We start from the raw sequence: 14,118 nt of genomic DNA on the forward strand, positions 1-14,118 counted from the left end.
GCCTGCCTGATATCCGGCAATTCCGCGTCTGAAACCCTCTCCTCGCCGCCGCAACCGCCTTTCTTGCCGGGTCGACCGCCGATCTTCCCTCTCGAAAACAACAGCCAAAGACAAGATGAAACGCAAATCCAAACTGGCCAATTCCGTGCTCATCATCGGCCTGGCCGCCTCGCTCAGCGCCTGCGGCTCGATGCGCAGCTATCAAGGCGAAATGAAAACCGCTCTGGCCGCCGCCAACGAAGGCCGCATCGACGATGCGCTGGCCAGCGTCGAGGCCAACAACAGCAGCGAAGACAAAGACCTGCTCTATCACCTGGAGAAGGGGCAGTTGCTGCGGCTGAAGGGCGATCTGCAAGGCAGCGTGGACGCCTGGCTGAAGGCGGATGAAAAGATCCGCGTTTGGGAGGAGGAATCCAAGCTCACCACATCCAAGGCGGCGGAAACCGCCGGCAGCCTGCTGATCAACGACAAGGTCCGGCGCTACGACGGCGAAGACTATGAGAAAGTGATGCTCAGCACCATGCTGACGCTGGATCACGCGCTGTCCGGCAACTACGCCGGCGCCCGCACCGAAATCAAGAAAACCTACGAGCGCGAAGCGCTGATCGCCAGCCTGCACGAAAAAGAGTACGACAAGGTGGAAGAGGAGGCGAAAGAGAACAACGTCCAGACCACCTTCAAGGATCTGCAAGGCTATCCGGTCGAAACCCTGGACGACCCGGAAGTCCTGAACCTGAAGAACGGTTATCAGAGCGCCTTCAGCCACTACCTCGCCGGCTACATCTTCGAGTCGCTGCGCGAGCCCTCCCTCGCCTCCGCCGGCTACCGCAAAGCCATCGAGCTGCGCCCCAACATGCCGCTGCTGGAGCAAGGCCTGAAAGGCCTGAACAGCCGCATCGCCCAGAAAGCCGCTGGCACCGACGTCTTGTTCGTGGTGGAAAGCGGGCTGATCCCCACCCGCACCTCGCTGGCCATTCCGATGCCGTTCAGCCTGGACGGCAAGCCCATCATCACCCAGATCGCCTTCCCGGTGATCATGCCCGGCCACAGCTACCAGCCGCTGGCCTTGCAGGTGGGAGACAAGCCGGTCGCGCTGACGCCGATCAGCAATTTCGACGCCATGGCCCGCCGCGCGCTGCGCGACGAGATGCCCGGCATCATCATGCGCAGCACCGTGCGCGCCGTCGCCAAAGGGCTGGCGCAGAAAGAGCTGGGCGACCAGTTCGGCGCGCTGGGTTCGCTCGCTGGCATCACCGCCACCGTGCTGACCGAGCAATCCGACGAGCGCGCCTGGAGCACCCTGCCCGCCCGCATCGCCATCGGCCGCGTCAACCTCAAGCCGGGCCGCTACAGCGTCAGCGTGCCCACCCCGAGCGGCGAACGCCAGGTCGAGCTGGATATCTCCGGCAGCCACGCCATCGTGCCGCTGCGCCTGTTCGAACAAACCGTCATCCCGCCCCAAGGCGGCAAGCAACCGCCGGCAGCCGCAGTGAAAACCGCCGGCATTTAATTCAGGAACACCATGAACATGCGTCACATCCGTCGTTGTCTGCTTCTGGCCGCTCTGGCCGCGGCCCCGCTCTGCCATGCCGACGGGCTGGAAAGCAAGCTGGAAATGCTGGGAAAAATGGACAACATCAAGGTGGAATCCGCGCGCGTCGTCAAGCGCAACGACTTCCTCAACGTCCAGGCCGAGCTGTCCAACAGCGCCACCAAGCAGCAGATGCTGTTCTACCGCTTCAAATGGCTGGACGGCAGCGGCATGCAAACCGGCGCCGAGGAAACCTGGAAGCAGCTGCAGCTCCAGGGCCTGGAGCGCAAATCCATCCAGACCGTCGCCCCCACGCCGCAGGCCGCCGACTTCCGCCTGGAACTGCAGAGCCCCGACAACTCCGTCAATCTTTTCCGTTAATTCCGCAAGTCAAGGATACCCATGATGAATGCCCGCAATCTGACCCGCTCCGCCCTGTGCGCCCTCGCCATCGCCGCCCTGTCCGGCTGCGCCCAGACCAACTCGCCGACGCTGGGCGACGGCTCCGTCAGCTACGGCGACAGCAAGGCGGTGGAACTGGTCAGCAATGAATTCGGCTCCACCGACCTGCAGCGCCTGGCGGAAAGCATGACCCGCTCGCTGGTGCAGGTGCCGGTCATCCGCGGCAAGCGCCTGACCCTGGCCGACGTGCAGAACAAGACCAGCGAATACATCGACACCGCCGAAATCACCAAATCGATCCGCGTGCAGCTGATGAAGGCCGGCACCGTGCGCTTCGTCGCCGACGTGGCCCACATGGAAGGCCAGACCCAGGAATTGATGCGCCAGAACCAGTCCGGCCTGTACGACAAGAGCAAGAGCAAGAAGATAGGCAAGATGGTCGGCGCCGACTACCGCCTGACCGGCGGCATCTCCTCCATCGTCAAGAAGAACAGCGACGTCAAGGACGTGTACTACAAGCTCAGCCTGGAGCTGGTGGACAACGAAACCGGCGAGCTGGTATGGGCCGACGAGCAGGAAATCCGCAAGACCTCCCGCCGCTGATCCTTGTTTTCCGGCCGGGCCTCCCACGGAAGCCCGGCCTTCTGCAGACTGACATTTCCATGCCAAAAATCTTATTGAAAAGCCTGGCCGCGGCCCTCCTCGTGCTGCCGACGCTGGCCGGCGCCGCCGCCCTCAAAATCACCGTCGCCAATCTCGCCTACGAAGAAAAAGTGGAAGAATACTTCCACCTGACCGCCGCCTCCAGCGACGACAGCTTCAACGCCAACCGCAACTACGCCGCCGCCTCCAGCAGCAACCGCTATCTGGAAGTGGAAGGCACCAAGGTCCGCATCGACCGCGGCGAAATGCGCCGCTTCAACGCCGACATCAAGGGCGAGCTGCTGAAGCTGCGCACCGTGCAGCTGGTGGAAGCCCAGGGCTATCGGCCCTCCAAGAACAACGAAACGCTGTTCGACGTGATCACCCGCATCAAGCGTGGCGAGTTCCGCGGCGCCGATTACGTGCTGTTCGGCACCGTCTCCAACATCGACGTGCAGGACGACGCCAACCCCATCGCCGGCACCTCCACGGTGTCCTTGTCGCGCAATATGCAGCTGGTGGCGGACTTCAGCCTGGTAAACACCAAGACCTACGCGGTGAAGGCGGCGTTCAGCGCGATGGGAGCCGGCTCCGACGTCAAGCTGGTCGGCGAGCAAGGCGCCGTCCTCAACCCCAACAACGGCAAGATCGTGTCCGAAGTGTCCAAGTCGCTGGGCCATAACGTGGTCGAACAGATCACCGAGCAATTCGGCGCGCTGGGAACCATGCGCGACAACGGCGGCTACGCCGACGCCCGCCAGCCGACGTACGCCGCGCCGCAGGAAGAAGTGATGGTGCTCACCCCAGCCGCGCCGGCCAAATAAGCCAGCGGCCGGCATGAAAAAAGCCCGCGGCGCGCCGCGGGCTTTTTTTGCGCCAAGAACCGCGCTCAGAAGAACAGCCAGGTCATCAGCACGAAGCAAGGCATCAGGATGGCGCCCGACCACAGCATGTAGCCGAAGAAGCCCGGCATCTTGACATGGCGGTGCTCGGCGATGGCCTTCACCATGAAGTTGGGCGCGTTGCCGATATAGGTGTTGGCGCCCATGAACACCGCGCCCATCGAAATGGCCAGCAGCGTGCTGCCCAACGGCCCCATCAGCGTGGCGGCGTCGCCGGAGGCCAGGTTGAAGAACACCAGGTAGGTCGGCGCGTTGTCCAGGAAGCTGGACAGGATGCCGGTCATCCAGAAGTACATGCCGTCCAGCGGCTTGCCGTCCGGCGCCGACACCATCTGCACCAGGCCGGCCAGGTCGCCGTGCGCGCCGGCGCGCAGGATGGCGATCACCGGCACGATGGTGATGAAGATGCCGGCGAACAGCTTGCCCACTTCCAGGATGGGCAGCCAGTTGAACTCGTTGCCGGCCCGCACCTGCTTGGGCGTGATCCACAGCGAGGCCAGCGCCAGCAGCAGCAAGGCGGCGTCGCGCAGCAGATTCTGCAGCTCCAGGTGGGCGCCGGGCAACTCGAAGACGATGCCGGGCTGCCACAGGCCGGACATCAGCACCGCGCCCACCACGCCGGCCAGCAGCCAGAAATTGCGCTTGCCGTACAGCTTCAGCGGCTTGTCGTGGCTGGCGTCCACCGGCTTGAGCGTGCCCTCCTGCGCTTCCTTGGCGTACAGGTGGCGGTCGAGGAAATAGAATATCGCCAGCAACAGCGCGGCCAGGGTCGCCACCGGCGCCAGCATGTGCTGGAAGGTCCAGCCGAAGGTCACGCCCTTGAGAAAGCCGAGGAACAGCGGCGGGTCGCCCAGCGGAGTCAGGCCGCCGCCGACATTGGCCACCAGGAAAATGAAGAACACCACCACGTGCACATTGCGCTTGCGGCCCTCGTTGGCCTTGAGCAAGGGGCGGATCAGCAGCATCGCCGCGCCGGTGGTGCCCATGATGGAGGCCAGACAGGTGCCTATCGCCAGCAGCGCGGTGTTCAGCCGCGGCGAGCCGTGCAGCGATCCCCACACCAGGATGCCGCCGGACACGGTGTACAGCGCGAACAGCAGCACGATGAAGGGAATGTATTCGGTCAGCAGCGCGTGCAGCACCAGCGTGGCGGCGTGCCCCAGGCCGAAGGACACGGCGAACGGCGCCAGGAACAGCGCGGTCCAGGCGGCGGTGATCTTGCCGAAATGATGATGCCAGATGCCGGGCGCCAGCATCGGAAACAGGGCGATCGACAACAGGATGCCGGCAAACGGCACGCCCCAGGCCAAGCCCATCGCGGCCCCGTCCATATCGGCGGCCTGCGCGAGCGCGGGCGTCATGGACAAGGCCGCCATGCCAAGTAATTTATGATTCATCAGTCCTTCCTGCGGGCATGCGCCCAAGAGCAAAAAATGCAGCGAGATGCTGCCAGAACGTTCCCGGTTGTAGTGAGCGGCGCAGGCAGACTCCGGGTGCCCGCCTGGCCGGATGCGCCGCGGACGGCGCCTGGGCTTAGCGGCTACCCTTCTGGATGAACTCGATCTTGTAGCCGTCCGGGTCCTCGATGAAGGCGATCACGGTGCTGCCGTGCTTCATCGGGCCGGCTTCGCGCGTCACCTTGCCGCCCTTGGCGCGCGCCATGTCACAGGCGGCGTAGGCGTCGTCCACTTCGATGGCGATATGGCCGTAGGCATTGCCCAGCTCGTAGGATGCGGTGTCCCAGTTGTGCGTCAGTTCCAGCACGGTATGGTCGGCCTCGTCGCCGTAGCCGACGAAGGCCAGCGTGAAGCGCCCTTCCGGAAAATCGGAACGGCGCAGCAGTTTCATGCCCAGCACTTCCTGATAGAACGACAAAGAGCGCTCAAGGTTCCCCACGCGCAGCATGGTATGGAGCATTCGCATAATCAATCTCCTAAATGATTCAATCAAAAGCAAACAAGGCGCCGCCGTGTTGGCGCAGCCAGCGGCGCGTATCGCGCCAGCCGGGGCACAGACGCTCGGTCTCCGCCCAGAACGCCGGGGAATGGTTCATGTGCAGCAAGTGGGCCAGCTCATGGGCGATCACATAGTCCACCACCGCCAGCGGCGCCTGCATCAGGCGCCAGTTTAGCCGGATCCGCCCATCGGCGCTGCAGCTGCCCCAGCGGGTGCGGGCGGACGACAGCTGCAGGCTGGACGGCTGGCGCGAACAGCGCGCCGCCAGCAAGGCCAGGCGGCCGGGAAACAGCGTAGCCGCCTCGCGTTTCAGGAATTTGGCCGCCACCGCCTTCAGGCCGTCGCGGTCGCCGGCGGCCACCCCGCCCACCAGCAGCGCGTCGCCGCTGCGGCGCGCCGTTTTGCGCAGGCCGCCGGCCAGTTGCAGCGGCAGCGGCTGGCCCAGCAGAGTCAGGTGCGTGAGCTCGGCGCCGGCGGCCAGCTGGCTGCGCTGGCGCAGCACGTGGCCGACTATCCAGTCGCGGCGCAGCTCCAACACCTGGTGCAGCCGCTGCTGGCTGACGCCGGGCGCGGCGATCAGCTCCACCACGCCGCCCTGCACCTTGATGCCTATGCTCTTGCGCGCGCGGCGGGTGAGCAGCACCGGCACCTCGCCGTCAGGCAGAGGCAGGCGGTGCCAGACGCTGGCGTTTTTCATCGGGATGGGCGAAGGGGCCGACGCCGCCGATCAGGCGCTGCTGCGATTCTATCCAGGCTTCCGCCTCGGCCATCATCGCCTCCGGACCGGCGTCATCGGCCGGACGCACCGCCGGGCCGATCACCACGGTGACTTCGCCCGGATACTTGAGGAAGGCGTTGCGCGGCCAGAATTCGCCGGCATTGTGCGCCACCGGCACCAGCGGCATGTCGAACTGCTTGGCCATCCGCGCCGCGCCCAGCTTGTATTTGCCCGGCACGCCCGGCTTGGTGCGGGTGCCCTCGGGAAACACCGTGATCCAGAACTTGTGGCGCTTGCGCTCCAGCCCCTGCTCCAGCAGGCGCTGGTTGGAGCGGGAACGGTCGGAGCGGTTGATCATGATGGGGTTCATCAGCACCAGCCCCCAGCCGAAGAGCGGAATCCAGGCCAGCTCGCGTTTGGCCACGTACACCTGCCACGGAAAGATCTTCTGCAGCGCCAGCGTCTCCCAGCCGGACTGGTGCTTGGAGCAGATCACCGACGGCTCGTCCGGGATGTTTTCGCGGCCGACCACCGTGTACTTCAGGCCGATGACGTGCTCAAGCATCCACAGCAGGGTCAACGCCCAGCTGACGCCGAACACATGGCGGCCGCGGCGCGGCAGCGGCGCCGCCAATAGCAGCAGGCAGAAAAACAGCGGCGTGATGACGCACAGCACCAGCCAGTACAGCAGATTGCGTATCCATAGACTGATCATGCTTGCAGTGTCTACCTCAGTGATGGTTGATCAGATGCTCGGCGGCATCGTACAGGTCGTTGAACACCAGGGTGCTTTCCGGCAGCTTGCCGGACGCCATCGTCTTTGCGCCCTTGCCGGTCTTCACCAGGATGGGCTGGCCGCCCACCGCGGCGACGGCCTCCAGGTCGCGCAGGCTGTCGCCCACCAGCGGCAAGCCTTCCAGCTTGACATTGAAGCGCTCGGCGATCTCCAGCACCATGCCCGGCAGCGGCTTTCGGCATTCGCAGCCGTGGTCCGGCCCGTGCGGACAGAACACCACCGCGTCGATGCGGCCGCCGGCCTGGTTCACCAGCCGGTGCATCTTCTCGTGCATCGCGTTGAGCGCGTGCACGTCGAACAGGCCGCGGGCGATGCCGGACTGGTTGGTGGCCACCACCACGCGCCAGCCCGACTGGGTCAGGTTGGCGATGGCTTCCAGGCTGTGCTCGATCGGCACCCATTCCACGCTGTTCTTCACGAAATCGTCGCGGTCTTCGTTGATCACGCCGTCGCGGTCGAGAATGACTAGTTTCACGCGTCCCCCAATGAGTAGGGCGGAAGCCCCGCCAGGGCCTTCCGCCATTCAGGCTATCGCAAGCTGAAAGTTTGGCGGAAGCCCGGCCAGGCCGGGCTTCCGCCCTATCTTCACTCCGCCAGCAGCGAGATGTCGGCCACGCGGTTGAACAGCGCGGCCAGGCGCGCCAGCAGCGCGATGCGGTTGGCGCGCACCGCGGCGTCCTCCGCCATCACCATCACGCCGTCGAAGAAGGCGTCGACCGGCGCCTTCAGGCTGGACAGCTGCGCCAGCGCGGCGGCGAAGTCGTGGGCGGCGAACTTGGCGTCCACCGCCGGCATCAGCGTTTCCACCGCGTCGAACAGCGCGCGCTCGGCGTCTTCGGCGAACAGCGCCGGGTTCACCGCGGCGATGTCGCCCTCTGCCTTCTTCAGGATGTTCTTCACCCGCTTGTTGGCGGCGGCCAGCGCGGCGGCCTCCGGCAGCGCCTTGAACTGGGCCACGGCGGCCAGCACCGCGCGCACCTCGGACAGGCGGCTGGGCGACAACGCCAGCACCGCGTCGATCTCGTCGGCCTTGCAGTCGGCGGCCAGGAAGTTCTTCAGGCGGTCCATCATGAAGCCGAACACTTCGTCGGCCACGCCGGCGGACAGCTTGCCGGTCGGGAAGGCGTTGGCCACGATATCCAGCAGGCGCTTCAGGTCCAGGTCTGCCTCCAGCGCCATCCGCACCACGCCCAGCGCGGCGCGGCGCAGCGCGAACGGGTCCTTGTCGCCGGTCGGGATCAGGCCTATGCCCCAGATGCCGATGATGGTTTCCAGCTTGTCGGCCAGCGCCACCGCGGTGGCGATCTTGCCTTCCGGCAGCGTGTCGCCGGCGAAGCGCGGGTGGTAGTGGCCTTCGATGGCGGCGGCCACTTCCGCGTGCTCGCCGTCATGGCGGGCGTAGTACATGCCCATGATGCCCTGCAGCTCGGGGAATTCGCCCACCATGTCGGACACTAGGTCGGCCTTGGCCAGGTAAGCGGCGCGGGCGGCCAGCGCGGCGTCGGCCCCCAGTTCATGGGCGATGGCGCCGGCGATGCTCTGCAGGCGCTCCACGCGCTCCAGCTGCGAGCCTATCTTGTTGTGGTACACCACATTGGCCAGGCGCGGCAGGCGGCTGTCCAGGCGGACCTTCTGGTCTTGCTCGAAGAAGAACTTGGCGTCGGACAGGCGGGCGCGCAGCACGCGCTCGTTGCCGCCGATGACGAAGGACGGATCCTGCGGCGCGATGTTGGACACCAGCAAGAAGCGGTTCATCAGCTTGCCGTTCTGGTCCAGCAGCGGGAAGTATTTCTGGTTCTGCTGCATGGTGAGGATCAGGCATTCCTGCGGCACTTGCAGGAATTCGGCCTCGAAGCCGGCTTCCATCACCACCGGCCATTCCACCAGGCCGGTCACTTCGTCGAACAGCGCATCCGGCGCGGCGATGGTGGCGCCCAGTTTGGCGGCGGCCTCGGCCAGCTTGTGGCCGATCAATTCGCGGCGGGCGGCGAAGCTGGCGATCACCTTGCCTTCTTCATGCATGGCGCGGGCGTAGCCATCGGCGTCGGCGATGCTGACCTCGCCCTGCGACAGGAAACGATGGCCGCGGGTGACGCGGCCGCTCTTCAGGCCCAGCACTTCGCCATCGACCACGGCGTCCCCGTGCAGCATCACCAGGCCGTGCACCGGGCGCACGAACTGCACGTCCAGATTGCCCCAGCGCATCAGCTTGGGGGCCGGCAGCTTTTTCAACGCCAGCGCCACCACGTCGGACAGCAGCGCGGACAGCGCCTCGCCGGCCTTGGTGCTGGAATAAGCGTAGACATCCTGCTTGCCGTTGCTGACCACGGCCAGCTCGGACACTTCCACGCCGCAGGAGCGGGCGAAGCCGGCCAACGCCGGAGTCGGCTGACCGTCCTTCATGCCGGCGGCCACCGCCGGCCCCTGGCGGGTGACGCGCTGCTCGGGCTGCATGGCCAGCACTTGCGGCAGCTGCACCGCCAGGCGGCGCGGCGACGCGTAGGCCACCGCTTCGGCGTCGGCGGCGATGAACTGCAGCTTTTTCAGCTCTTCGGTGATGGTCTGGGCGAAGCTGGCGGCCAGGCGCGGCAGGGCCTTGGGCGGCAGCTCCTCGGTCAGGAGTTCTATCAGCAGGGTTGCGTTCATTGTCATCGTTTCAATTATTTTGGGAAGCGGCGCCGGCCGCCTCGCAAATCACCTTCATCATGGCGTGGGCGACCGAATCCTCGTTCACCGGCTGCCACTTCCAGGCGTAGCGCGGCACCGGGAACATCGTGGAAAACAGGTGCTTGTTGTTCTGATCGAAATATTCCGACCCGACAAACACGTATTGGTACTGCTTGCAATCGGCGTAGCCGGTGGTGCGGCGGATGTAAAAGTGCAGCCGGTACGATTTTTCGTAGCGTTGCCTGGCAAAGCGTTCCTGGTGGATGAAATGCACCAGGCCATCCTTGCCCAGCCACAGGGAGTTGCCGTCTATCGCCAGCTGCAGCGACTTGCCGTCCTGGTACACCACCCAGTCGGCAGGCTGCTCGGCCCAGGCCGGCAGGCTGCAGCACAGCAATATCGCAATACAGGCTTTCATCGTCCACTCCCCGGCAAACCCGGCCCGCGCCGGCCTTACCAGCATAGGCAATGCCGGCAAAACCTCGTCAGTCCTTGCGGCACATCGGGAAGCCCAGCGCCTCGCGGGCGTCGTAATAGGCTTGCGCCACGCCGCGCGACAGCGTGCGGATGCGGCCGATGTAGGTGGCGCGCTCGGTCACCGAGATGGAGCCGCGGGCATCCAGCAGGTTGAAGGTGTGGCCCGCCTTCAGGATCATTTCATAGGCCGGCAGCGGCAAGCTGGCTTCCAGCAGCGCCTTGGCCTCGGCTTCGTAATCGCTGAACTGGCGGAACAGCAGTTCGACATTGCTGTGCTCGAAGGCGTAGCGGGACTGCTCCACTTCGTTCTGGTAGAACACGTTGCCGTAGGTGACAGGCTGGCCGTCCGGCAGATGGGTCCAGATCAGGTCGTAGACGTTTTCCACCCCCTGCAGGTACATCGCCAGGCGTTCCAGGCCGTAAGTGATCTCGCCCAGCACCGGCTTGCAGTCCAGGCCGCCCACTTGCTGGAAGTAGGTGAACTGCGTCACTTCCATGCCGTTCAGCCACACTTCCCAGCCCAGGCCCCAGGCGCCCAGCGTCGGGTTTTCCCAGTCGTCCTCGACGAAGCGGATGTCCTGCTGGGTGGGGTCCAGGCCCAACTCCTTCAGCGAGCCCAGGTACAGCTCCTGGATATTCGCCGGCGCCGGCTTCAACACCACCTGGAACTGGTGATGCTGGAACAGCCGGTTCGGGTTTTCGCCGTAGCGGCCGTCTTTGGGGCGGCGGCTGGGCTGCACGTAAGCGGCGTTCCAAGGCTCCGGGCCCAGCGCGCGCAGGAAGGTGGCGGTATGCGAGGTGCCCGCGCCCACTTCGGTATCGTACGGCTGCAAGAGCGCGCAGCCTTGGCGGTTCCAGTAGTGCTGGAGCGTGAGGATGATTTCCTGGAAGGTAAGCATAAACGTGGCGGTAGAAGAAGAAGTAAACGACGATTCTACCGCCTAGCGCCGCCGGAGCAAAGCCGTGCCGTCCGCGCCGGCGATGCGGGCCGCCAGCCGCCGCCCCTTGTCCAGGCAATCCGGCAGCGACGCGCCGTCCAGCCAGTTGGCGCACAGATGCAGGCCCCGCTCCGCCCACGGCGCCGTCGCCGCGCGCAGCGCGCGCTGTATCGCCGTGCCCTGTGGCAAGGCCTGCGGCCAGCGCGCGACGCGCTGCAGCATCGGCGCCCCCCGCAGCCCGAACAGCCGCTCCAGTTCCCAATTCAGCCGCGCCAGCAGCGCATCGTCGTCCAGTTCCAGCAGCGCGGCCTGGCGCCGGCCGCCGATGAAGCTGGTCAGCAGCCGCTCGCCGGGACGGCAGACATGCGGGTAGAGATTGCTGGACATCAAATGCCCTAGCGCCAACGCCTCCTCGCTGTGCGGATGCAGGCCGCCGAAGCCCGGCAGCGGCCGCGTCAGCGCCTCGGCGCGCGCCAGCGTGAACGCCACCGCCAGCGGCGCGTAGCGCACCTGCCGGCACAGCGTCGCCGCCGCCGGTTCCGACCCTTCCAGCAAATCGGCGGCGGCGCCGGCCGGCAGCGCCAGCACCACTTGATCGAAGCGCTCCCAATCCGCCCCGGCGCGCAGCCGCCAGCCCGAGCCGTCGCGCGCCAGCGCCGTCGCCGGCGCGTTCAGCCGGATGTCCAGATCGCGCGCCAGACGACGCGGCAAGCTTTCCAGGCCGCCGGCCAGCGTGCAGACCCGCCGCGCCGCACGCTGGCCGCGCAGCCGCAGCAAAGCGCGCCACAGCGGCCCCGGCGATTGGGCCGCCGCCGCCAGCTCTGGCAGGGTTTCCGCCAGCAGCAGCTCATCCGGATCGCCGGCGAAGACGCCGCCCGCCAGCGGGTCCAGCAAGTTATCCAGCGCCGCGCGGCCGAACTGGCGGCGGCAAAACGCCGCCAGGCTTTCCTCCCCTGCCCGCGGATCGCCGGATTTCAGCAGCCCCGCCGCCACCCCCAGTTTGGCGGACCAACCGGGAAAACCGCCCGCCAGCCATTGCGGGACGCTCTGCGGCAACGGGCGGTAGCGCCCATCCTTCAGCACATGGCGCGGCCTGCCGCCGCCGGCCGGCCATACCGGCGACAGGCCTAGCTCCTCAAACCAGCGCAGCAGCGCCTCGTCCGCCAGCAGCGTATTGGGCCCGGCCTCGCACAAAGCGCCCTCGGTCCGGGTCCAGACCTTGCCGCCCACCCGGCCCGCTGCCTCGTACACCCGTGCCGGCGCGCCACGCGCCCGCAGCCACCAGGCGCATGACAAGCCGGACACGCCGGCGCCTATCACCGCGATCATCGTCTCTCCCCTTGCATAGCTCGGCCCAGATTATCCGACGCGCCGCCCGCGCCGCCCCTGATGGCGGTCAAGCGCCGGCCGCCGCGGGCAAAGCGGACTATACAAAATACAAAGATAATCCGACTGCAAACGAGATCCGCAGATGGCGCATGAAATCCGCATGAAAACCCGGCTCGTCGCGCTGGGCGTGATCAACCTGTCTACCCTGTTGCTGCTGGTCGTCGCCGGCATCTATCAGCTTTCCGCGATGAACCGCGACATGGAGCGGCAATTGAACCATGTCGCCCAGCAAAGCCGGATCAACCGCAGCGTGCAATTGGCCAATTTGCATTTCAAGATCCAGGTGCAGGAATGGAAGGACATCCTGCTGCGCGGCAACGCGCCGGCCGACTACCAGCGCCACTTCAACGCCTTTCAGGCCGAAGGCCGAACGGTGGACCAGACGCTGGAACAGGCGGCCCAGCTGCAAAAAGACAGCGGCCAGGACAGCTCAGCCCTCAACGCCATCCTGCAGCAGCACAGCCAGCTGGATAGCCGCTACCGCGCCGCGCTGGCGTCCTTCCGGCAGAGCGACCGCCTGTCCGGCCAAACCGTGGACCGGCTGGTGCAGGGGCAGGACCGCGACATGACCGAGCAGCTGCTTAACGCCAGCGCCGCCATCCAGGATGGCTTCGAGCGACTGCTGCGGGACCAGATCGCCGAATCGCGCAGCCATTACCGCGACGAGCGCGGCTGGTTCATCGCCGCCGCGCTGCTGAGCCTGGCGGCGCTGGCCGCCGCCATCATCTATATCGGCCGCAGCCTGTTCCGCCAGGTGGGCGGCGAGCCGGCCGAGGTGGCCGCCATCGCCAAGCGGGTGGCTGCCGGCGACCTGACGGTGCGGGTCGCGCCGCGCCCCGGCGACGACATCAGCGTGCTGGCGGCGATGGCGCAGATGGTGCGCCAGCTGACCGGCGTGATCGAGGAGCTGGGGAGCAACGCCGAATCGCTGAACCTGACCTCGGAAGAAGTCTCGGCCTCGGCCCAGGCGCTTAGCCAGAGCGCGTCGCAGCAGGCCGCCAGCCTGGAGGAAACCAGCGCGTCGGTGGAGGAGATCGCCGCCACCGTGGCGCAAAACTCCGACAACGCCGGCATCACCAACGAGATGGCGGGCAAAGCCGCCGAGGACGCCGGCCAGGGCAGCCAGGCGGTGGGCCAGACCGTGTCGGCGATACGGGAGATCGCCCGGCAGATCGACATCATCGACGACATCGCCTACCAGACCAATCTGTTGGCGCTGAACGCCGCCATCGAAGCCGCCCACGCCGGCAAGCAGGGCAAGGGCTTCACCGTGGTGGCGGCCGAGGTGAGAAAACTGGCCGAGCACTGCCGCACCGCCGCGCGCGACATCGGCAAGCTGGCGGTGGACAGCGTGGCACTGGCCGAACAGGCCGGCGGACTGCTGGGGCAGATGCTGCCCTCCATCCGCAAGACCGCCGACCTGGTGCAGGAAATCACCATGGCGTCGAAAGAGCAAAGCGAGGGGCTGATGCAGATCAACACCGCGGTGTGCCAACTGTCGATGACCACGCAGCTGAGCGCCTCCACCTCGGAAGAGCTGTCGTCCACCGCCGATCAGCTCAACAGCCAGGCGCTGCGCCTGAAGCAGATGATGGCCTTCTTCAAGACCCGCCGCGCCGCCGACGCGCCGCCGCATGACTGACCCCGCCGCCAACAAAAACGGCTCCCGCAAGGGAGCCGTTTGCCTGGCGAAGCGGGGA

General features: G+C 66.3%; 14 protein-coding genes. 5 read left to right on the forward strand and 9 right to left on the reverse strand.

Annotated elements, in window-relative coordinates; all coding sequences use genetic code 11:
* Window positions 1-115: 115 nt before the first annotated feature.
* From U6115_RS16530 to U6115_RS16545, 4 genes are read left to right on the forward strand one after another with little or no spacing between them, the layout of a single operon-like run.
* On the forward strand, window positions 116-1,510 hold the full coding sequence (locus U6115_RS16530) for a COG3014 family protein (protein ID WP_052258202.1): 1,395 nt from the start codon (window positions 116-118) through the stop codon (window positions 1,508-1,510).
* A gap of 18 nt (window positions 1,511-1,528) precedes the next feature.
* Window positions 1,529-1,912, forward strand: coding sequence for a YcfL family protein (locus U6115_RS16535; protein WP_043578161.1), 384 nt, complete (start codon window positions 1,529-1,531; stop codon window positions 1,910-1,912).
* A 21-nt stretch (window positions 1,913-1,933) separates the two neighbouring features.
* Complete coding sequence (gene lpoB / locus U6115_RS16540; protein ID WP_043577983.1) at window positions 1,934-2,536, forward strand: penicillin-binding protein activator LpoB; 603 nt, start codon at window positions 1,934-1,936, stop codon at window positions 2,534-2,536.
* Between the two features lie 59 nt (window positions 2,537-2,595).
* Window positions 2,596-3,399: a penicillin-binding protein activator LpoB gene (locus U6115_RS16545; protein ID WP_146008465.1), complete on the forward strand. Its 804-nt coding sequence runs from the start codon at window positions 2,596-2,598 to the stop codon at window positions 3,397-3,399.
* Window positions 3,400-3,464: 65 nt separating this feature from the next.
* Here U6115_RS16545 and U6115_RS16550 read toward each other — a convergent pair whose 3' ends face one another.
* From U6115_RS16550 to hemG, 9 genes are all read right to left on the reverse strand, one after another.
* A complete protein-coding gene (locus U6115_RS16550) occupies window positions 3,465-4,874 on the reverse strand; it encodes a sodium:proton antiporter (protein WP_043577986.1) in 1,410 nt (469 codons plus the stop codon).
* Window positions 4,875-5,010: 136 nt separating this feature from the next.
* Complete coding sequence (gene gloA / locus U6115_RS16555) at window positions 5,011-5,400, reverse strand: lactoylglutathione lyase (protein WP_043577988.1); 390 nt, start codon at window positions 5,398-5,400, stop codon at window positions 5,011-5,013.
* Window positions 5,401-5,419: 19 nt separating this feature from the next.
* Window positions 5,420-6,130, reverse strand: coding sequence for a M48 family metallopeptidase (locus U6115_RS16560; RefSeq protein ID WP_043577991.1), 711 nt, complete (start codon window positions 6,128-6,130; stop codon window positions 5,420-5,422).
* On the reverse strand, window positions 6,090-6,866 hold the full coding sequence (locus tag U6115_RS16565; protein WP_043577993.1) for a lysophospholipid acyltransferase family protein: 777 nt from the start codon (window positions 6,864-6,866) through the stop codon (window positions 6,090-6,092). The genes U6115_RS16560 and U6115_RS16565 overlap by 41 nt, the downstream gene beginning before the upstream one ends.
* Window positions 6,867-6,882: 16 nt before the next feature.
* Window positions 6,883-7,422 (reverse strand): D-glycero-beta-D-manno-heptose 1,7-bisphosphate 7-phosphatase, encoded by a 540-nt coding sequence (gene gmhB, locus U6115_RS16570; protein WP_043577996.1) that lies wholly within the window; start codon window positions 7,420-7,422, stop codon window positions 6,883-6,885.
* A gap of 110 nt (window positions 7,423-7,532) precedes the next feature.
* A complete protein-coding gene (gene glyS / locus U6115_RS16575) occupies window positions 7,533-9,593 on the reverse strand; it encodes a glycine--tRNA ligase subunit beta (protein ID WP_080770286.1) in 2,061 nt (686 codons plus the stop codon).
* A gap of 10 nt (window positions 9,594-9,603) precedes the next feature.
* Complete coding sequence (locus U6115_RS16580) at window positions 9,604-10,032, reverse strand: surface-adhesin E family protein (RefSeq protein WP_043578000.1); 429 nt, start codon at window positions 10,030-10,032, stop codon at window positions 9,604-9,606.
* 67 nt (window positions 10,033-10,099) lie between these two features.
* Entirely contained in the window at window positions 10,100-10,990 is an 891-nt protein-coding gene (gene glyQ / locus U6115_RS16585; RefSeq protein ID WP_043578002.1) for a glycine--tRNA ligase subunit alpha, read from the reverse strand.
* Window positions 10,991-11,032: 42 nt separating this feature from the next.
* Window positions 11,033-12,358 (reverse strand): protoporphyrinogen oxidase, encoded by a 1,326-nt coding sequence (hemG, locus tag U6115_RS16590; protein WP_043578005.1) that lies wholly within the window; start codon window positions 12,356-12,358, stop codon window positions 11,033-11,035.
* 160 nt (window positions 12,359-12,518) lie between these two features.
* On the opposite strand from hemG, the gene U6115_RS22855 reads away from it, so the two are divergent.
* Window positions 12,519-14,060, forward strand: coding sequence for a methyl-accepting chemotaxis protein (locus U6115_RS22855; RefSeq protein ID WP_197466025.1), 1,542 nt, complete (start codon window positions 12,519-12,521; stop codon window positions 14,058-14,060).
* Window positions 14,061-14,118 lie beyond the last annotated feature (58 nt).

The organism is Chromobacterium subtsugae, from assembly GCF_035919665.1.
In the GTDB taxonomy this organism is placed as follows: domain Bacteria; phylum Pseudomonadota; class Gammaproteobacteria; order Burkholderiales; family Chromobacteriaceae; genus Chromobacterium; species Chromobacterium subtsugae.